This is a genomic window from Algoriphagus alkaliphilus (assembly GCF_900103735.1).
GTDB classification, from domain to species: domain Bacteria; phylum Bacteroidota; class Bacteroidia; order Cytophagales; family Cyclobacteriaceae; genus Algoriphagus; species Algoriphagus alkaliphilus.
Window position 1 is genome coordinate 153742 of the sequence record NZ_FMXE01000007.1, and the last position, 20568, is coordinate 174309.

At 41.3% G+C, this 20568-nt stretch carries 20 protein-coding genes; 9 read left to right on the forward strand and 11 right to left on the reverse strand.

The features are described from left to right. The first annotated feature begins 3 nt into the window (after positions 1-3). The 8 genes from BLQ81_RS06380 to BLQ81_RS06420 all read left to right on the forward strand — a co-directional run bounded on the left by BLQ81_RS06380 (position 4) and on the right by BLQ81_RS06420 (position 6608). Positions 4-1218, forward strand: coding sequence for an NADH:ubiquinone reductase (Na(+)-transporting) subunit B (locus tag BLQ81_RS06380; RefSeq protein WP_092729117.1), 1215 nt, complete (start codon positions 4-6; stop codon positions 1216-1218). Next, entirely contained in the window at positions 1205-1960 is a 756-nt protein-coding gene (nqrC, locus tag BLQ81_RS06385; protein ID WP_092729118.1) for an NADH:ubiquinone reductase (Na(+)-transporting) subunit C, read from the forward strand. Before BLQ81_RS06380 ends, nqrC begins: the two co-directional genes overlap by 14 nt. Before the next feature lie 30 nt (positions 1961-1990). Beyond that, positions 1991-2674, forward strand: a complete 684-nt coding sequence (locus tag BLQ81_RS06390) for an NADH:ubiquinone reductase (Na(+)-transporting) subunit D (protein WP_092729119.1) — start codon at positions 1991-1993, stop codon at positions 2672-2674. A gap of 12 nt (positions 2675-2686) precedes the next feature. Beyond that, on the forward strand, positions 2687-3298 hold the full coding sequence (nqrE, locus tag BLQ81_RS06395) for an NADH:ubiquinone reductase (Na(+)-transporting) subunit E (protein WP_092729120.1): 612 nt from the start codon (positions 2687-2689) through the stop codon (positions 3296-3298). A 126-nt stretch (positions 3299-3424) separates the two neighbouring features. Then, positions 3425-4045 (forward strand): 3-keto-disaccharide hydrolase, encoded by a 621-nt coding sequence (locus tag BLQ81_RS06400; protein ID WP_092729121.1) that lies wholly within the window; start codon positions 3425-3427, stop codon positions 4043-4045. A gap of 83 nt (positions 4046-4128) precedes the next feature. Beyond that, positions 4129-4692: a DUF502 domain-containing protein gene (locus tag BLQ81_RS06405; protein WP_092729122.1), complete on the forward strand. Its 564-nt coding sequence runs from the start codon at positions 4129-4131 to the stop codon at positions 4690-4692. A gap of 475 nt (positions 4693-5167) precedes the next feature. After that, entirely contained in the window at positions 5168-6172 is a 1005-nt protein-coding gene (locus BLQ81_RS06415; protein WP_217636649.1) for a DUF4221 domain-containing protein, read from the forward strand. Beyond that, the gene (locus BLQ81_RS06420) at positions 6135-6608 is read left to right on the forward strand and encodes a hypothetical protein (RefSeq protein WP_092729125.1); all 474 of its coding nucleotides are present in this window, start codon (positions 6135-6137) and stop codon (positions 6606-6608) included. Before BLQ81_RS06415 ends, BLQ81_RS06420 begins: the two co-directional genes overlap by 38 nt. A gap of 431 nt (positions 6609-7039) precedes the next feature. Here the strand turns inward: BLQ81_RS06420 and BLQ81_RS22630 are convergent, their stop codons facing one another. The 7 genes from BLQ81_RS22630 to dnaE form a co-directional block, all read right to left on the reverse strand. Then, a complete protein-coding gene (locus BLQ81_RS22630; protein ID WP_245693191.1) occupies positions 7040-7231 on the reverse strand; it encodes a TolB-like translocation protein in 192 nt (63 codons plus the stop codon). A gap of 21 nt (positions 7232-7252) precedes the next feature. Continuing rightward, positions 7253-7588, reverse strand: coding sequence for a hypothetical protein (locus BLQ81_RS22635; protein ID WP_245693192.1), 336 nt, complete (start codon positions 7586-7588; stop codon positions 7253-7255). A 28-nt stretch (positions 7589-7616) separates the two neighbouring features. Continuing rightward, positions 7617-8660, reverse strand: coding sequence for a selenide, water dikinase SelD (gene selD, locus BLQ81_RS06430; protein WP_092729126.1), 1044 nt, complete (start codon positions 8658-8660; stop codon positions 7617-7619). After that, positions 8650-9687: a tRNA 2-selenouridine(34) synthase MnmH gene (gene mnmH / locus BLQ81_RS06435; RefSeq protein ID WP_092729127.1), complete on the reverse strand. Its 1038-nt coding sequence runs from the start codon at positions 9685-9687 to the stop codon at positions 8650-8652. The genes selD and mnmH overlap by 11 nt, the downstream gene beginning before the upstream one ends. A 379-nt stretch (positions 9688-10066) precedes the next feature. Then, positions 10067-10987 (reverse strand): TolB family protein, encoded by a 921-nt coding sequence (locus BLQ81_RS06440; RefSeq protein ID WP_092729128.1) that lies wholly within the window; start codon positions 10985-10987, stop codon positions 10067-10069. Positions 10988-11227: 240 nt separating this feature from the next. Then, on the reverse strand, positions 11228-11548 hold the full coding sequence (trxA, locus tag BLQ81_RS06445) for a thioredoxin (RefSeq protein ID WP_092729129.1): 321 nt from the start codon (positions 11546-11548) through the stop codon (positions 11228-11230). A 148-nt stretch (positions 11549-11696) separates the two neighbouring features. Then, positions 11697-16001 (reverse strand): DNA polymerase III subunit alpha, encoded by a 4305-nt coding sequence (gene dnaE, locus BLQ81_RS06450; protein ID WP_092729130.1) that lies wholly within the window; start codon positions 15999-16001, stop codon positions 11697-11699. 169 nt (positions 16002-16170) lie between these two features. Here dnaE and BLQ81_RS06455 point away from each other — a divergent pair, with 169 nt between their 5' ends. Continuing rightward, the gene (locus BLQ81_RS06455) at positions 16171-16452 is read left to right on the forward strand and encodes a hypothetical protein (RefSeq protein ID WP_092729131.1); all 282 of its coding nucleotides are present in this window, start codon (positions 16171-16173) and stop codon (positions 16450-16452) included. Positions 16453-16654: 202 nt separating this feature from the next. Here BLQ81_RS06455 and BLQ81_RS06460 read toward each other — a convergent pair whose 3' ends face one another. The 4 genes from BLQ81_RS06460 to BLQ81_RS06475 all read right to left on the reverse strand — a co-directional run bounded on the left by BLQ81_RS06460 (position 16655) and on the right by BLQ81_RS06475 (position 20514). Continuing rightward, a complete protein-coding gene (locus BLQ81_RS06460; RefSeq protein WP_092729132.1) occupies positions 16655-17821 on the reverse strand; it encodes an ATP-binding protein in 1167 nt (388 codons plus the stop codon). Positions 17822-18128: 307 nt separating this feature from the next. Beyond that, positions 18129-18773: a 16S rRNA (guanine(527)-N(7))-methyltransferase RsmG gene (rsmG, locus tag BLQ81_RS06465; RefSeq protein WP_092729133.1), complete on the reverse strand. Its 645-nt coding sequence runs from the start codon at positions 18771-18773 to the stop codon at positions 18129-18131. After that, positions 18773-19384 (reverse strand): sigma-70 family RNA polymerase sigma factor, encoded by a 612-nt coding sequence (locus tag BLQ81_RS06470; protein ID WP_092729134.1) that lies wholly within the window; start codon positions 19382-19384, stop codon positions 18773-18775. Before BLQ81_RS06470 ends, rsmG begins: the two co-directional genes overlap by 1 nt. Beyond that, positions 19375-20514, reverse strand: coding sequence for a glycosyltransferase (locus BLQ81_RS06475; RefSeq protein ID WP_092729135.1), 1140 nt, complete (start codon positions 20512-20514; stop codon positions 19375-19377). The genes BLQ81_RS06470 and BLQ81_RS06475 overlap by 10 nt, the downstream gene beginning before the upstream one ends. Positions 20515-20568 lie beyond the last annotated feature (54 nt).

Sequence of the window (20568 nt, forward strand, 5' to 3'; positions counted from 1 at the left end):
CATATGAAGTTTCTAAGAGATTTGATGGACAAGCAGCGTCCCCTTTTTGAAAAAGGAGGAAAGCTTGAAAGTTTATATTATGCATTTGAGGCGGGAGAGACTTTCCTCTTCTCTCCAAATCATACCACGGCAATCAAAGGTGCCCAAGTAAAGGATGCCATTGACCTGAAGCGTATGATGATCACAGTGGTGATCGCTATGATTCCTTGTTTGCTTTTTGGGATCTATAATACCGGACATCAAAGCTTGCTTGCAACAGGTGCTACTGCAGGGTTGTGGGATAATTTTGGTGATAAGGCAATCATCGGACTTCAACTTGTACTTCCGATTGTGATCGTTGCATACGCAGCAGGAGGTTTGGTAGAGGCAGTATTTGCGGTCATCCGCAAGCACCCAATCAACGAAGGCTTTTTGGTGACAGGTATGTTGATCCCATTGGTGGTCCCTGCTACCACACCACTGTGGCAAGTTGCATTAGCGACAATCTTCGCAGTAGTGATTGCTAAAGAAGTATTTGGTGGGACAGGGATGAATATCCTTAATGTGGCCATGACAGCAAGAGCGTTTTTGTATTTTGCTTATCCTGCTCAGATTTCCGGGGATTTGGTATGGACCTATCTTGGCGAAAAAACAGCCGTTGATGGGTTTTCCGGTGCCACTGCACTTGCAGTGGCCTATAATGCCGGTGTCGACGGGGTGCCGGTAGTCGATGCATTAGCAGAGCATAACACTGCCTTGGGAGCAGATCTGTTTAGCTTCGCAAATATGTTTATGGGATGGATTCCCGGTTCTATTGGAGAGACATCAACTTTGATGGCATTACTTGGAGCAGCTATTCTCATTGGTACTGGAGTTGCGAGCTGGAAAATTATAGTTTCCGGATTCGCAGGTGCTTACCTTATGGGACTTTTGTTGAATGTTCTTGCAGTGAATGAGTACATGGCTATGCCTCCTCAATATCATTGGGTAATGGGTGGTTTGGCTTTTGGTATCGTATTTATGGCTACTGATCCCGTGTCAGCAGCACAAACCGAAACCGGAAAGTGGATTTACGGCTTGCTGATAGGAGTGCTCACTGTGATCATCCGGGTAACAAATCCGGCGTATCCTGAAGGAATTATGCTTGCAGTTCTATTTATGAACGTGTTTGCTCCGCTCATCGATTATTATGTAGTTAAAGCTAACAAAACAAGGAGGTTACAACGTGCAACAGTCTAACACTTACATTATTGTATTTTCTGGAGTCCTTACCATTGTACTTGGACTACTTCTTTCAGGAACTTCTCAAGTTCTTGGACCCATGCAGCAGGAAGCAATTGCCCTGGATAAGAAGAAGCAGATTCTGGGTGCTGTGATAAGTGCTGAAGAAATTGATGCCATGACTCCGCTGCAAGTGAACGAGTTTTATTCCAAAAGAATAGCTTCCACAGTGGTGGATATCAATGGAAAAGAGATCAGTTCTGGTGTTGTCACGGCCGAGAAAGTGGAGGTTGCTAAATTCTTTAAGAAACCCGCAGCCGACAGACAGTATCCAGTCTATGTTTTTCATGCAGAAGGAAATCCTGAGGCAGTAGAATCCTACATTTTCCCACTGTATGGTGCGGGACTTTGGGATGCTATCTGGGGTTATCTTGCGCTCGAAACTGACATGAATACCATCGGAGGAATTACATTGGCTCACGCAGGAGAAACTCCGGGATTAGGTGCCAGAATTACCGAAGGTGGAGTTCAGCAAAGATACGTAGGCAAAAAAGTTTTTGACGAATCCGGACAATTGGTTGCCGTTCGAATGATGAAAGGTGAAGGAAAGGATTATTCAGGGGACGTCCATAAGGTAGATGGCTTGTCGGGAGCTACGATTACTGCCAACGGAGTGAATAACATGCTGAAGGCTTACCTGAGTCATTACGAGGCTTTCATTAAGGGTAAGTTATCCAATCAGGCTGTTGCAGGTCTTTAATTCATTTTCAACTCACATAATCACTAAATAATGAGTGCTGAAACTTTAGAAAAAGCGATTGAGAAAAAGCCGGCTGAAGCCCTTTTTTCCAAGCGTAGAAGAAAATTAGTAGCCGATCCCTTGATTGACGATAATCCAATCACCATTCAGGTACTTGGTATCTGTTCTGCATTGGCAGTGACTACTCAAATGAAGCCTACCTTGGTTATGGCCATTTCGGTAATCTTCGTAGTCGCGATGTCCAATTTTGTGATCTCAGTGATGAGAAATACAATTCCTGCGCGGGTAAGAATTATCGTACAGCTTGCTGTCGTGGCTACTTTGGTGACCTTGGTAAGTGAAGTGTTGAAAGCTTTCGCTTACGATATGTACAAAGAACTGTCGGTATTCATCGGTTTGATTATTACCAACTGTATTGTAATGGGTCGATTGGAAGCATTTGCGATGGGAAATAAGCCTTACGATTCCTTATTGGATGGTTTGGGCTCCGCATTGGGATATTCCTGGATTATATTGACTGTTGCTTTCTTCAGAGAATTATTCGGTTCAGGTTCTGTATTTGGGATTCCTGTTTACAATTACGTGTCATCCATATTTGGTCCAGACTTTAGTTTGGCAACCAATGGATTGATGGTCTCGCCAATTGGTGCGTTTATTATTCTTGGTCTGATAGTATGGGTACAGCGTACCAAAACCGGTTACGTAGAACATTAAAAGACATTAGAAATGGAATTATTTAGTTTAGCTATTCGGTCGATCTTTATCGACAATATGATTTTCGCTTACTTCCTTGGAATGTGTTCTTTCTTGGCGGTTTCGAAAAAAGTAAGTACAGCCTTGGGCCTTGGTGCCGCTGTTATATTTGTTCTTTCTGTTACTACTCCTGTTAACTGGCTTCTCAACGAATTTATCCTGAAAGAAGGAGCACTGACTTGGGTAAGTGCTGATTTGGTAGCTATTGACCTGTCTTTCCTTAGATTCATCATGTTTATAGCCATCATTGCAGCGATGGTTCAGCTGGTAGAGATGGTCGTGGAAAAGTTTGCACCTGCACTTTACGGGCAGTTGGGTATATTCCTTCCTTTGATCGCTGTAAACTGTGCTATTTTGGGTGGTTCACTATTCATGGCACAACGAGATTATACCCTGGCTGAATCTGCTGTATATGGATTCGGTTCCGGTACTGGCTTTTTATTAGCTATAGTAGCTTTGGCTGCAATCCGTGAAAAATTGAAATATTCTCATGTTCCAAATGGTCTGAAAGGATTGGGTATTACTATGCTTTTGACTGGTCTCATGGGATTGGCATTCATGTCATTTATGGGGATTGACCTTTAATCAGGGGTTTCTCGAAATTCCTAAGGCTCCGAGGTTATCCCCGGAGCCTTTTTTCTTTTCAATGGTATCAGCCTTTTCAGTAAGAGTATCTATCTTAAAGTCTCAATAACCTAGAACCCAAAACACATGAAGAAATTATTTGCATTCCTTGTCCTCTGTTTACTTTCTTTTTCTGCTTTTTCACAAAGTGGGGAATGGGTGGAGCTTTTCAACGGGGAAAATTTCGACGGATGGAAAATTTCCGAAAATCCCAGTTCGTTCACTATTGTAGATAAGACGATTAAAGTCGATGGACCAAGAGGTCATGCTTTTTATGATGGCCCGGTTGGGAACCACAATTTCAAAAACTTTGAATTGATGGTGGAAGTGAAGACTATGCCTAAGGCCAATTCAGGAATTTTCATCCATACCGAATATCAGGAAACTGGTTGGCCAAATAAAGGGCATGAAATACAAGTCAATCAAACGCATGGAGATTGGAGAAAAACCGGCTCAGTTTACTCTTTTAAAGATGTAAAGGAGACTTTTGTAGAGGATGGTGAATGGTACACTGAACATGTTATTGTAAAAGGAAATCAGGTCACTGTAAAAGTCAATGGTAAGGTCATCAATGAATACGATGAGTCTAAAGATCGAACAGGAGATCTTGGAACCAAAAAATTGAGTTCAGGTACGATTGCCTTGCAGGCACACGATCCTGAAAGTGTCATTTACTACAGAAGCGTAAAAATTAAACTCTTGGATTAATTCTAGTTAATACTTACAAATTAAAAATGCTTAATCAATTGATTAGGCATTTTTTTTAACTTGACACCCAAATCCGAAACCCCATGGCTTTCACCTACCGAAGAATATTTTCCTACTTTCTGAGAGGGCTTCTATTTCTCACTCCTTTGGCAGTTACCGTTTATGTGGTATATGCGATATTTATTTTTCTGGACAATTTAATTCCTGTTCCGATTCCTGGAATTGGGATTTTGATGGTTTTGGCCTTGATTACCTTTGTTGGGTACTTCGCAAGTCTCTTTTTCGCAAAACCATTCTTCGATTGGTTTGAGCGCGGAGTTTTCAAAATTCCATTGGTCAATTTGCTGTACACCAGTATCAAAGATTTGATGGGAGCATTTGTCGGGGACAAAAAGAAATTCAGCGCCCCAGTCATTGTGGAGATCAGTGATTCTATGGCCCGGTTTGGCTTTATCACCCAGGAGGATTTGAATATTATTGAAAGGCCTGATTTGGTAGCTGTTTATTTCCCCCACAGTTACAATGTCTCCGGAAATGTATTTCTGGTAAAGCGGGAAAAAGTCAAGTCTTTAACCGGCGTGAAGAGCTCTGACGTGATGAAATTTATGGTTTCGGGAGGGGTATCACCGCTTTTAGAACATGGTTAACAATTTTTTTAAAAAAATTGGAAAATAATTCAACTAAATATTTGCTTCTTTCTTTCTTTCTTTGGATATAGTCTAAATGACTTTTTATTTATCTTTTCTCCAAAACAAAAATCATTATGATCAAAAAGTTAAAGTATTTTATTCCTGTCGTATTAATCGTGGGGTTTTTTTCGGTTAATGTTTCTGCTCAAGAAGGTGAGCCAGAGGTTGAAGATACCAGAGGTTGTTCTGAAGTTGGATCTCTTGATGCAACTTGTAGGTCGGGTAGTATCATTCCTAAATGCGGGTTTGAGAGGGGAGCTCAGACTTATACTTGTAATTTTTCTAATTCTTAATTTAACATTTTGTCCAAATGACTTATTACTAAGTTATTTGGACTTTTTATAGATTTATGAAATATTCAGTCTTATTTATTTCCATCTTCTGTTTGTATTCATGCAATCAAAGAGAAGTAAATAAAATAAAAATTAGAAGTGTGGAGTCGATTCAATCCATACAGTTTCCTCTTGACTCATTGACCCCAGATTATTTTCATGGGCTTGAATTAGTGACCTTGGGAGGTAAAGATTATTTTACTCTGTTAAACGATCTTACAAGTACCATTTATTATTATGATTTTGAAACAAGGAATTTGGATAGATTGTTAAGTTTCGATACTGGTGATGGTGGAATAAGTAGGGGTGTTATGAGCTATTACCACATTGGTGAAGATTCTATTTTTTTGTTTGGCAAAAAACTCACCTCTTATATGGTTGATTTGGAAGGTAATATTATTGATAAATACAATCTTCTTGATTTAAGTATTAGACAAAGCACCTACTCAAGTTCTAAAAATCCCGCCCTGTTTTTGGATAACATGATTTATTATAATTCATTGATTTGGGGAATGTATGAAAAGGATTATTTCCCTATACTAAGGTATTCGATGGAGAAAAGACACGTAGAGCTTTCAGACCCTCTACCTGAAGTTTATTTCCAAGATGGTGATTGGGGAAAGCTTTGGTATGATTATGCCTATCAGGCTTTGGATTCTAAAAACCATAGAATTATATACTCTTTTCCTGCATCTAATACCTTATTTGTGAGAGAATCAGGTGATATCGGATTAAAAGAGATTGAAAATTCAAGAATCTTTGACCCGATATTACCTCCTTTTGAAAGTAATCAATACGTGTATGATTCAGACGAATGGAATATGGAAATGAATAATACTCCAATTTTTAAATCTATTCTTATAGACTATGAGAATGAGATATTACTGCGAGCATATTTAAAACCTGTAAATTCATCAATAAGAAATGCGAAAAGATCAATTAGTCTTGTAAAATATAATTTGAATTCACTTGAACTTATGGAAGTATTGGAACTGCCAAACAATTACTATGATTTCGATAATTCATTTTTTAAAGATTCGTTTTTATATATAAGAATATTAACCCAAGATGAAGATTTTATTGAATTCGAGAAGTTTAATTTTTAAGGCTGTATTATTAGTATTTTTTTTTTCATGTTCAAGTGAGAAACAAGATCCTGCCAGTTTTCTCCTTAAAAATTATAACTTAGATATTGTAAAGAATAAGGAAAATTCAGTTTATCTTTTTATTGATTTAAATTCATGTGGAACCTGTTTGAATCATATTATTACTCAGTTAAAAAGAGAACAGATTTTTTCTAAATTAAATCTTGTTTTCATAGAGAATCAAAGTGGAAGAAAATTAGTTGAAAATGAATTAAATTTAAAATCAAATAATGTTTTTTTTATTAAAGAAGAAGATTTTGTTGATTTAAATAATGGGTATGGATTTTTTTTGTATTTATATTCTGGGGAGAATTTATTAAAGAGATTAGATCTTAACACAATTAATGTTGAAGAGTCATTTAACATTGCCATTTCATTTTTTAAAAATGAACTTTAGCAAAGTTTTTATTCATATGATTAATACATGAATTCGACTCTTTTTTAATTTGTGTTCCACTTTTTTAATTTTGTTACCATTATTTGTGATACCTCACAAAAGCAATCCTCTCTCCATCCGGTGACCAGCTATGGACATTGATTGTGCCCTGACCACCATAGAAGACAGGTGTTTGATCTTTTATAGCTTTTGTCTCTACATTCAAAAATCGAAGTTTCACATCCTTGCCAAATGGATGCGCACCTTTTTGATCCTCCTAATATGAAATGATTGCTGCGGTTTTTTTATCAGGTGAAGGGTGATGAAACCAATTGTCCAATTCATCAAAAGTAAGCTGTTCCTGTTGACTACATTCAGTTTTCATTCGATAAGCTTGCATCCTACCTTTCCGGTGTGAGTTGAAATAGATCCATTGGACATCATAGGAGTATTCAGGTCCATCGTCCAAACCAATCAGTGAGTCTAATTTTTTTGCCACCAGCTTTGGGAATCACATAGATATCCCATTCATCATTACGCATGGCGCAATAGGCAAGCATTTTACCGTCGAGTCTGATTCCATGCCAGTAACTGGTGTAGTTCTCTGTGACCAATAGTGGCGGAGTAGATCCGTCGATTGGCATTGTAAAGATTTGAGAACTTTTTCAGGACTCGCTTTTAATTATAAGCAATGTTTTTCCATCAAAACTAATCCCATGATCATTATTGGCTCTGGTGACTAGATCTGGGAAAAGTCTCCCCAGTTTATTTCCATTCAAATCCACCTTTTCTAAAAACCCCCTTGAATTTATAAGAAGAAAGCCTCCTTCTCTGGACCAGTTAGGTGCTTCAAAATGCCGACTTTCACTCAAAATAGTTTTCTCTTCCACTGTAATTACATTTAAAATGACGAGTTCAGAGGTGATATTTTCCTGAGTCTGTGCGAAGCTTTTAAGGGTCAACAGGAAAAAAAAGCTAGAAAGGAAGGCCAGGAACTTCATTTTGAAAGTTTTTATGGTGTGCCAGAAGTTACTGGAAAACTTCCACTACTTGAGCGCCTTTTTCCACAAACCTTCCAATCTCCCAACAGGCTTGCTTGTGAAGCAGCATCGTTTCGTCAAACAAAGCTTTATTCTCTGGGGCAACTGAAATCAGTAGCCCTCCGCTTGTCTGTGGATCGCAGAGCTTCACCAAATCCATTCCCACCACTCCCTTGGTTTTGGTGTTGTAAGCATTCCAGTTCCGGTAGGTGTTATCAGGAAAAATAAACTGGTTTATATATTCTTGAATTCCTTCGATCAAGGGAAGTTTACCGATTTCTATTTCCGCAGAAAGGCCAGCTCCCTCAGCCATTTCGATCAGATGACCCAATAGCCCAAATCCGGTCACATCAGTCATGGCATGTACTTCTTCATGATTTCCCAGCACAGCACCGATGGAATTCAACTTGCAAGCGGTATCGATCAGATTGATGTAATCTTTTTCCTGGATTTTCTCTCTTTTCAAAGCAGTAGCCAATACCCCGATTCCAAGTGGCTTAGTCAGAAAAAGGAGATCTCCTGATTTTGATCCTGCATTGGTTTTGATTTTTCGAGGGTGAATGATTCCATTCACAGAAAGTCCGAATATCGGGTCTTTGGCTGCAATTGAATGCCCTCCAGCTAATTCAATTCCAGCTTGTTTGCAAATGCTTTTTGCACCTTCCAGGACTTTGGAGGCCAATTCCGGAGCAATTTTTTCTACCGGCCAACTTAAAATCGCATTCGCGAAAATGGGTTTCCCTCCCATCGCATAGACATCTGAAATTGCATTTGCCGCAGCGATTCTCCCAAAATCAAAAGGATCGTCTACAATGGGGGTAAAAAAATCAACCGTATTGATCACCGCCAAATCATCGGAAACCTGATAGACGGCCGCGTCATCTTTATGAAGGTTCCCCACCAATAGATTTGGATCGCTTTGTGAAAAAGAACCACTTGCACTCAAAATCTGATCTAGAATGGCCGGGGCAATTTTGCAGCCACAGCCGGATCCTTCACTCCATTCGGTCAGGCGCATTGATTTAGTTTCCATAATGTTGGTTTTTGATTTTCAGTAATAGTTCGACTTGTTCGGCTATCGAGTTTCCTGACAGGTCAATGATTTTTGTTTTCCCAGCTTCATGCCGCGTCAAGTCAAACTCGTAAGTCTTATCGTAATAGATCAGCAGATTGGAAATCCACAACTCGTGATTTTTCTCCTGAATCGCTTCGATTGCCTGCTGGGTTCTCAAGCCTCCGAGCCGTTTTTGAATTCGTTTGACCCCAGCAATCAGTTCTTCTTCCGGTAACTGCGAATATTCGGCTGCAATATGCTTAATCCGCTCTTCCAAAGGTTTTTGTATGTCTATGAGCAGACAGTTTCCCATTTGTTCAAAAAGACGATCCGGGACAATCAGCCGTCCGATTTTTCGGCTTTCATTTTCAACCCATGTAGGAATGCTTGGATCTAGTGAGCTCAGATTTTCTGCCAGAAGATTTTCAAATTGCTCCACAGTCGGTTGAGGGGGAAGTCCGATACCTCCAAAAGAAGATCCTTTGTGATTGGCGATGCCTTCGAGATCAAGAATTTGTTCTCCTCTTTCCCGGAGTTTTTGAAGCAAGATAGTTTTAGCGGTTCCGGTTTTTCCTCCCAGTACAATCAAGTTCCGCTCCTTTCTGACTTCCTCAAAAGTAAATGTCCGGTAGGTTTTATAGCCACCTTTCAATCGATAAATCTCAAAACCCACCATGCTCAATAGCCAGGATAGGATTTGGCTTCTCATCCCGCCACGCCAGCAATAGACGATGATTTTTCGCTCCGGGAATAAACGGATCGCTTCTTTTTGGATTTCATGAAATCTTGGTCCAACCAGTTCAAAACCTCTCAGCGTAGCAGACTCGGCCCCCTTTTCTTTGTAAAGCGTACCTACTACGATGCGTTCTTTATTATTAAGGATTGGCAGATTGTTAGAGCCGGGAATATGACTTTGTGCAAATTCACCTTCACTTCTTGCATCTAGTATTGGCAATTGCTTGCGCAACCTCCAAAATTCATCAAGATTAATCAGTTGTTCTGCCATAGAGGCGTAAAGGTAAAGTTTAGTGTGATTATCCACCACTTTGCAAATACCTTGAAATCATTGCCTATCAATCGGACAATCGTCCACAGACGACTGTCAACAGTCCACGGTCGCCGAAAATAAACTTTAAACCTCATTTTATTTGGTTCTTGGCAAGAAAAGGGATGTCCAAAAATTTAGTTTTGTACTCTTTGTTTAATGCGTTCAAAGGTTTATTGATTTTTAGTAAGACCACTTTTCTAACTCTTTCTCATACTTTTGGTTTGTTAATCTTTTTAGGAAAAGTGTTGAGACTCAAAGAAATTTTAAACTTTACAATTCCTCGGTAATCCTTGCCGGGAAGTTGAGAATTTAGCAGAACAGCGTATTATAGGTATAATCAATCTTTTTTGGTCAAATCTTTATAACGGACGAAAGCGATGGATTTTCCGTCAGGAGACCAGCTATGCACATTGATAGTCCCCTGTCCTCCATAAAATACCGGAGAAATGTCTCTGATTTCTTTCGTTTCCAAGTCCATTAATCTCAGCTTTACATCTTTGCCAAAGGGATGCGCTCCTTTTTGATCTTCGAGATAGGCTATATATACGATGGATTTGTTGTCTGGACTGGGATGGGGAAACCAGTTGTCAAGGGCATCATCAGTGAGTTGCTCCACACCGGATCCATCTGGCTGCATACGATAAAGCTGCATCCTTCCAGTACGGTGCGAGTTGAAGTAAATCCAGTTTCCATCATAGCTATATTCTGGTCCATCGTCCAATCCCTTGGAATCAGTGATTTTCTCCTCGGCACCACCTTCGGTTGGAATCCGATAGATGTCCCATTCGCCATTTCTCTGTGCGGTATAAGCGAGGTATTTGTTATCCGGACTGATTCCATGCCAGTAGCTCGGGAAGTCCGGTGTCACCAGTTTCGGATTGCTTCCTTCTGCATTGGAAACATAGATTCGGGAATTATTACTCGGTGCTGCTGCCATATCGTTTTTGCTGAATACCAGGATCTTTCCGTCGAAGCTTAATCCGTGATCATTATTGACGGTATTGACACCATCAGGATTTATTTTCCCTAAATTTTCCCCTTTTAGGTCGATTTTTTCCAAAAGCCCGGCAGCGTTAATAATCAGAAACTTGCCGTCTCTGCTCCAATTGGGTGCTTCGAAGTGCCGTGTTTCTTTGAGGAGGACTTTTTCTTTGCCGGTTTTCACCTTGAGAAGAACCAGTTCGCTGGAAATTTCCTTAGGCATTTGGGCAAAAGTATTGAATGATATTAATGTCAGAATAGCCAATAATTGTTTCATAGGTTTTTGGGTTTCGAAGAAATGATACTTCTTAACTCCAAGTTCAGGCTTTTAATCTCAATAGCAAGATGATTTACATAGGATGAAAAAAACCCTTAGAAAGTAAGCGGAAATGAGGATCATAAAAATATGATGGATCCAAGTTTGATACTTTACCCGGTTTCAGGGGGAAAAGTGATTGTTTTGAAAACAAAAAAGCCGTAAAGAATTCTCTACGGCTTTCGTATCTAAATGTAATAATTATAGTTGTGCGTCTAGTTTTTGTGCCAAAACAGCTTTAGGCACTGCGCCTACTTGCTTGTCCACAACCTGTCCGCCTTTGAAGAATAGTAGGGTAGGGATAGAACGGATTCCGAAGGCTTGTGCCACAGAAGGATTGGAATCTACGTCTACTTTACCAATGACTGCTTTTCCTTCATATTCTGCTGCCAACTGTTCAACTACGGGGCCGATCATTTTACATGGTCCGCACCACTCTGCCCAAAAGTCAACCAAAATTGGTTGGTCACCTGAGATTATTTCTTCAAAATTGGCATCAGTAATTTCTATTGCTTTTCCCATTTTATTATTGGATTTGTAAGTTTCGATTTTTCAAATATATCAGCAAAAGCGGATTGAAGGATATTAAGTTCCTATGAGATAAAATTTATTGTCTATTATCCATAGATGGATGCTATGATTAGTCAGCCTCAAACTAATCCCAAATTGGCTAGATCACCTTATACACTACCTCGGGAAGTTCTTTCAGTTCTTGGATCATCTCCGAACTCGGATCAATGGTGAATTTCTTGGAGAAAAGCTCCAGCGAAATGTTTTCTCTTCGGTCGATCACATCAATGTAGAGCTTGGCATCTCCCTTGTATTTGGCAGTGATGGCTTCCAGTTTTTCCATCAGATCAAGTGTCAGATCGTCCAGATCGATATTCACACGAATTCCTTTCACCATTTTTCCACGCACTTCACTAAGTAGCATCATGGAGGTGATTTTGAATTCCACTTCATTTTCATTCCCCCACTTGCGCTGTTCCACTTTTCCGGTTAGAAACAAAAACCACCCGGTCATGAAGTACTCTTTGAATTTGACGTAGTCGTCTCCGAAGAGAAAGAACGTGAAGGAACCGTGGTAATCTTCCATGGTAAGCGTTCCAAATGGCTTCCCCGTTTTGGTAGTTCGATGCGCAAAGCTGCTGACCGATCCGGCAAGCTTCAGTTCGTTTTTCCCCCGTAAGCTTTCCAAATCAGCTAATGCAGTCAGTGGTGTGTTGGTGAACGATTCGATTTCCAATCTATATTGATCCAGAGGGTGGCCGGAGATAAACAGTCCGACGACTTCTTTTTCGATATTAAGTTGCTGAATCTGCGAAAATGGCTCCATCGGGGCAATGGTCGGCACAGGCACTTCCATGCTTCCCCCGCCGCCTCCAAAAAGACTCACTTGTGCACTGTCTTCTTCCTGTTGAATCTTTTGGGCGTATTTCGTTGCTTTTTCGATCAGTGAAATATCACCGGGAGCTGCCTCAAGGTATTGTCTTCGATGATGTTCTTTGAAACCATCAAAAGCTCCTGCCATGGCAAGGGCTTCCATCGTTTTCTTATTCAGCGCACGAGAGTTCACCCGCTTTGCAAAATCAAAGATGTTTTTATAAGGTCCGTTTTTCTCGCGTTCCTTGATGATTTCTTCCACCGCTGCCGAACCTGCCCCTTTGATTGCAGCCATTCCAAAGCGAATTTCCCCCACTTTATTTACTGTAAATCCTCCCTTGGATTCATTGACATCCGGACCGGCCACTTTGATGCCCATTCGCTTACACTCCTCCATGAAAAAAGTCACCTGTGTGATGTCATTCATGTTGTTGCTCAGCACCGAGGCCATGTATTCAGCGGGATAATGGGCTTTTAAATAGGCTGTCTGATAGGCAATCCAAGCATAGCAGGTCGAGTGGGATTTGTTGAAGGCATAGGAGGCAAAAGCCTCCCAGTCCGTCCAGATTTTTTCCAGTTTCTTGGGCTCGTGACCTTTGGCTGAAGCTTGCTCGACAAATTTTGGTTTCATTTTGTCCAGCACGTCCTTCTGCTTTTTACCCATTGCCTTTCGCAAGACGTCTGCTTCACCTTTGGTGAATCCTGCGAGTTTTTGGGACAAAAGCATCACCTGTTCCTGGTAGACGGTAATCCCGTAAGTTTCCTCCAGGTATTCCTTCATGTCGTCCAGATCGTAGGTGATCGACTCAGTACCATGCTTCCGTTTGATAAAAGAAGGAATGTAAGCCAAGGGTCCCGGGCGATAGAGTGCGTTCATGGCGATCAAATCCGCAAAAACTGTCGGCTTCAATTCACGCATGTATTTCTGCATCCCTGCAGATTCGTATTGGAAAATACCGACGGTCTCACCACGCTGAAAGAGCTCGTAGGTTTTTGAATCCTCGATGTCAAATTCATCGGCATCGAGTTGTATACCGTGTCTCTCCTTCACGATTTTGATCGCATCCTTAATCAAAGTGAGTGTCTTCAGACCCAAAAAGTCCATTTTCAACAAACCGGCTGATTCTACCACAGAGTTGTCAAACTGCGTGCAAACCATGTCGGAATCTTTCGCTAATGCAACTGGAACAAAGTTGGTGATGTCACTTGGCGTGATGATCACTCCACAGGCATGGATTCCCAGGTTCCGTACAGATCCTTCCAGAATGGTTGCTTGATTTAAAGTTCGAGCCATTTCATCGTTTCCTGAGGCAATCCGGATGAGCTCCTCTGCATTTGCAAGCAATTCCCCTTGGCCTTTTAGCTTTTCCAGCAGGGCAGGTCTGTTTTTCGCCAAGGCAAAAAGTGCTTTAAGCTTGATGTCGGGCACAAGATTTGCCAGTCTTCCGGCATCTGCCAAAGGTAAATTCAGCACTCGGGCAGTATCACGAATCGCCGATTTTGCTGCCATGGTGCCATAGGTGATGATCTGTGCGACCTGATTTGATCCGTATTTGTTGATCACATAGTCGATGACACTTTGGCGGCCTTCATCGTCAAAGTCAATATCAATATCGGGAAGTGAAACCCGGTCGGGATTGAGGAATCTCTCGAAGAGTAGATCGTAGGCTATGGGATCAACGTTGGTGATCGCGGTGCAATACGCTACAGCAGAACCTGCCGCAGAACCTCGACCCGGCCCAACTGAAACGCCCATTTCCCGAGCTGCTCGGGTAAAGTCCTGAACGATGAGAAAGTAACCGGGATAACCTGTTTTTTCGATCGTTGCTAATTCGAAATCCAATCGTTCCTGAATTTCAGGGGTAATCTCCGGATAGCGTTTTTTAGCGCCTTCATAAGTTAGGTATCTCAAATAGGCATTTTCGCCTCTTTTTCCTCCGTCTACTTCGTCCTCTGGATGCTTGAACTCATTCGGAATGTCAAATTTTGGAAGTAAAACCTCACGGGCGAGCTTGTAGGCTTCGATTTTATCAACTATTTCCTGGGTACAAATGATAGCTTCCGGTAAATCTGAAAACAGTTTTTTCATTTCATCCGGACTTTTAATATAGAATTCATCATTAGGAAATCCATACCGAAATTCCCGGCCGCGCTTGCCGATGTATTTTTTTTCTTTCTTCTCCGGGCCTTCTATTTTTTCTCCGTCTTTGACACAAAGCAAAATATCATGTGCCTTAGCATCCGGCTTATCGTTGTAATAGGTGTTGTTGGCTGCAAAATATTTCACGCCATATTTTCTGGCAAATTCGAGCAAAACCTCATTTACTTTCTCTTCTTCAGGAATTCCGTGACGATTGAGTTCGACATAGAAGTCCTCGCCAAACTGTTTTTTCCACCAGACAAATGCCTCCTCTGCCTGAGTCTCTCCCACGTTCAGGATCAAATAAGGAATCTCTCCCCAAAGTCCCCCGGTAGTGGCGATCAGATCGCCTTTGTACTGGACCAAGAGTTCTTTGTCAATCCTGGACACATAATAAAAGCCCTCAATATTGGCGTAAGAGGCTAGTTTTGCGAGGTTGTGATAGCCCGCTTTATTCTTGGCCAAGAGGACTGTTTGGTGGCCGTCATCCTTATTGCTTTTGTTTTTTCGGTCACGGCAGAGGTTAAATTCACAGCCTAAGATTGGCTTGATTTCCTTGCTCATAGCCTCCTTGACGAAGTTGAACGCTCCCATCATGTTTCCATGATCGGTCATCGCGATAGCAGGCATACCGAAGGCTTTTGCCCGGGCAACTAAAGTAGGGATTTCCGAAGTGGCCTGAAGTACTGAGTACTGACTGTGCACGTGCAAATGAGTGAAGGGGACATCGGCCAAGTCAGAGATATCTGCTTTTCCAGCCTGCTTTAGAACATCTTTTGCACTTGCTTTTTGCTCCTCTTTTGCTTGGACAAAGTTGGCATCGGCTAAGCTGGGAGCTTCATAAATTACTTCCGCTATACTGATTCCTTCTTCAGGCTTTTGAATGCCTTGGGTAATCAGACCGAAAAAACAGCGGGCCGTAGCATCCACATCATAAGCCGCATCGTGCGCATCGCCAAAGCCATTTCCGAAAAGTTTCCGATGAAGTTCGGTCAAAGTGGGCCATTTGAATTTCCCCCCTTTTCCTCCGGGCAGTGCGCAAAATTCTGTGGAAATATCCTTGGTATCGAGTTCTTTCTTATCACCTAAAGGCATGACTAACTCAGATCGGAGAAATTCCGATCCCACGATATTGATGTCAAATCCGATATTGTGGCCCACCAAGTATTTGGCCTGGACGACGTCCTCACGGAATACCTGCAGGATTTCCTTCAGGTCGTGGCCTTCCGCCAATGCCCTCTTGGTGGATAATCCGTGGACTTTTTCGGCATTGTAGGGGATGGTAAAGCCCTCCGGCCGAATAATGTAATTGTGGTTGGAAAGTAGCTTACCCTTTGCATCATGCAGCTGCCAGGCGATCTGTACGAGACGCGGCCAATTGTCCACATCGGACATGGGGGCATTGTAATCCCGGGGTAAGCCGGTGGTCTCGGTGTCAAAAATAATATACATATTTCAGAGAATTGAGCCTTCAAATTAATGCTATTCGGGCTAGTATAAAACCGATTGTCCGGAAATGTCGGAGATAAAAAATGAAACCTTTAACTGTTAAATCTTTAGAAAATTTGGTATCTCTCTACAAGTTTCCGATATTAGTTTTAGGTGATATTTTCTTTTAGTTATGAGCATAAATTTATTTTCTTCATTCCTAGTCTATTTCCTTACGATTGATCCTTCATTCTTTTTGGGAAGATGGAAATTGGAAAAGCATGGCCCAATAAATAGTCTTTTACAATCAGAGGTTTTGGCGGCAAGTGATTTAGATGATCAAATTGCGATTCAAAACGCTGCAAACTTGGATTTGGAAAATCATTATTTGGAATTAGAAAAGATACGGTCTTTTGGACAGATGTTGAACCTGGTGATGTTGGAGTTGTTAAAAAGATTGGAAAATGGCACTTGAATGGTGATACACTCATTATCATGGACTATGAAAAGATCTCCATGAGTAAGTATTTAATCACACAGGATGGCAAAGATGGGTTCATTCAGAGAGATATTTTCCCAAGGGGTCAAATAGCAAAAAGCCCTGTTATTTTTAGTAGAATTAAGGAGGAAGCAGAAGCTAATTAGGGCCTAAATGCCTGATAATATAGTCCTTTACTTCAGAATTCAGGAAAATCCTTCCAGGAAATCACCTGTCCATGGGATCTTTTTTGATTGAGATCTCCGGCATGGATCAATCCCTTTTTAGAAATGGGATTATCTGAAATGCCTTCAAACTTTGCCAAGCCGTCAAAATTTTTGGTCAGAATGGTTTCGCTGGCTTTGATTTCAAAGATGTCCAGGCTTAACCCCTGATCCAACAACAAGTCCACTTCGTCTCCGTGATTGTCTCTCCAAAACCAAGGACTTTCATCTCGGTACCCATGATGCATTTGCTTGTGAAATTCTGCAATGACCATATTTTCAAACAAAGCTCCTTTGACGGGATGGGTGAGCAGGGTTTCTCTGTTTTTGATTTTTAGTAGAAAAGCCAATAAACCTGTGTCGTAGAAATAAAGCTTTGGAGTTTTGACTACCCGCTTGCTGAAATTCTTGTGAAAGGGATAAAGTCGGAACGTAATGTAGCTGGATTCCAGTGCGGAGAGCCATGATTTTGCAGTGGGCTGACTGATACCTGCTTCATTCGCCAATGCGCTAAGATTCAGAAGTTGGCCTGCACGAGAGGCACAAAGACTCAAGAAATTTTGAAATTGTCTCAAATCTTTCACGTTCATGAGTTCAGTCACATCTCGATTGACATAGGTCTGCACATAATTGGAATAGAAAACTCCCGGAGAGATCTTTCGGTCATAGAGTGCGGGGTAGAATCCATGAATCAATTGATCAAAAGGATCCACGGCAAGCAAATTGGCTTCCTTCAATTCCTGAATGTCCAGAGGAAAGAGTTTAAATAATGCTACTCTTCCTGCAAGACTTTGGGTAATTCGCTCCATTGGGTGGAAATTTTGGGAGCCGGAAAGAATAAATCCACCCATCCGGTCAGGGCGGCTGTCCACCAAAGTTTGGAGGTAGGAAAATAAAGCCGGGGCTTGCTGCACTTCATCAAAGATCATTTGATCGTTGTATTCCGCCAAAAATCCATTTGGGTCTTTCAGGGCAAAATCACGGACATCCGGATTTTCCAGACTGACATAGCGGTAATCCGGGAAAAGTTTTTTCAACAAGGTTGTCTTCCCTGACTGTCTTGGTCCAGTCAGCACTAAAATCGGGTATTTGCCTTGATATTCCCGTATAGCCTTGTAAATGTGCCTATTGATTACATTCATTTACTACAAAGGAACGGTCTATTTTGAAACTGTACAGGCTTTATTTTGAAATTGTACAGCTTTTACTTTGAAATTGTACAAGGTATATTTTGGAATTGTACAAGACTTACTTTGAAAATGTACAATGTTTATTCTGGAATTGTACAGTTCTTAATCTTATTTTTTAATATAAAAAACCAAGTATAAACAGCGGTAGCTTTGTTCCCTAGCCGATTTCCGGGTGGTTGGAGGTACATAAGAAATTCCATTGTTGTATCCTAGAAGATGCAGTATGGCCTAAAAACTGTATCTCTCAAAATACACTTTATTACCTTTTATCTTCCCAAGGCATGTACACGACCTTTTTGGTCTGGAAAAAATCTTCTTTTAAGTAGTCCTCCAGGTGATAGACGACATAGGACTTGTCCAAGGCTTCCATTTCCTCGTCGACATCTCCGCCTTTAAGATAGAGGATGCCGTTTTGGAATTCATTGATGTCCTCTTTTTTTATCTTGTTTTTCACCCAGGGATAAAAATTGACCATTTGGGTCACGGCCCGGCTGATTACAAAGTCATATTTGCGAACCAGTTCCTCAGCCCGCGCTTGTTGGGGTTCGACGTTTGAAAGTTTCAATTGCTTGGCTACATCCTTTACCACGCCGATTTTTTTTCCTATAGAATCCACCAGGTGGAAATGGGTGTCCGGAAAAAGAATGGCCAGTGGAATACCGGGAAACCCTCCTCCTGTGCCAATATCCAGCACTTTGGTACCGGGTTGGAAGGCCATCACCTTAGCTATACCCAAGGAATGGAGTACATGATGGACGTAAAACTGATCCATATCCTTGCGGCTGATTACGTTGATCTTGGAGTTCCAGTCTTCGTAAAGTTCTAGGAGACGGTCAAATTGAGCGACTTGTGTTTCGCTGAGATTTGGGAAATAAGTAAGGATCAGCTGAGTGCCTGAGTTCATCAAATGTGTTTTTCTTTGCCGGAGGCGATCTCAAAAAGCAACTCCCGAGATCTGTGAAGTTGTGCTTTGACAGTACCCAGAGGTTTTTCCAATTCCTGTGCGATCTCTTCATACGAAAGTTCGTCAAAGTAGCGCAACTGCACCAGTTTGCGGTATTTGGCAGGAAGCTTATCTACAAAAATCCGCACCATATCGATGCGCTGAGAGCGGATGTATTGATCCTGAGGATTGTTGTCGTCGTCCTCGATGTCTATAGTGACTGAGTTGCCACTGTCATCAGAAAGCGTATTGTTCAAGCTCATGGTTTTGAGCTTTTTCTTTCGGATAAAATCAATGGTGTTGTTGGTGGCAATTCGAAAAAGCCAAGTACTGAATGTATAGTCCTTTTTGAATCGTTCCAGGTTCTTGAATGCTTTGGCAAAAGCCTCCATGGTCAGATCTTCCGCATCATCCGCGTCACGGATCATTTTCAGGATCATGAAATAAACGGCCTTTTTGTACCGCTTCATTAAAGTAGCGTAGGCTTGCTGGTCTTTATCCTGTACAGCTCTGTCGATCAGATCAAAATCCTCCAGTGCTTTAATCGAAAAACCTCGTTCGTTTATTTCCATGGGATATCTTTAGCTTGGTAAGAAACTGAACCCAATACCCAAAAATAGCCCAGATAAATAAAATCATTGATCAGGACATTCATTGGTGTTGCGGATCCTTGGATCTTTTTTGAAGCCGAATTGAAAATACTCAACACCAAAAATGATCTTACTAAAACAATACCTAAAACGATTAAAAATTGTTCCAATTCTGTTTCAACTCCGAAATAAATCATCAAACCGATAGCCCCAATCCAAAATAATGCATGGGAAAGTGAGAATAGTCCAATTTTTCGTTTGTCCTCTCCCCGGTAATATTTTCCTGCATTTAAGTGCCGCTTTTTCTGAACGAGGTATTCTTTCCAGGTTTCTTTTGGGATTGAAGTAGTCGTAGCGCAGGGATCAATTACGATAGCTGAATTTTTCCCTGTGGCGTATTGATTGACAAAAAGGTCGTCATCTCCACCCTCCAAGTGCCAGAGTCCCTTGAAAGCCTTTACTTCCATGAAAAAACTTTTGCGGTAGCAAAGATTTCTTCCCACCCCCATAAATGGTGCCTTCCAGAGTCCAAAAGAAAAGTAGAAGAGCGCAGTCAGCATTGTCTCAAACTGTATCCATTTATTCAAAAGCGATGATTTGACTTCATAGCCCGAGAATCCAATGGAGAAAGTTTTACCATCTTCTCTGATTGGGGCAGTCATTTTTCTGATCCATTGGTCATTTGTAGGCATACAATCAGCATCTGTCAAAAGGATGACGTCATTTTTGGCCACTTTGATACCAAGGGTCAGTGCAAATTTTTTGGGAGTGACGTGATTTGGGGTGTATTTGATCGTGACTGACCGGAGTTTTGGGTAGAGGGCCATCATTTCCTCAAGCAATCGCTTCGTGCGATCTGTGCTTCGGTCGTTGACGACCATCACGTCAAATTTGGGATAATCCTGTTCGAAAAGTCTGGGAATCAAAATCTTAAGGTTTTGAAATTCATTGTGAGCTGCGACAAGGACGGTCACTCCCTCCTCAGGGATTTGGTTTTTCGAAGACTTCGTAATTGATTTGAACCAGGCAGTCCGTCCGAAGATCACTAGAAGGTAAACCAACTGGATGATAACGCCGATGCCAAAGAAAAACCAGAGTAAAAATAGGCCCATAGGTCAATTTTGCTGGGCAAATATAAAATCAATTTCAGCATTCGTTTAAGAATA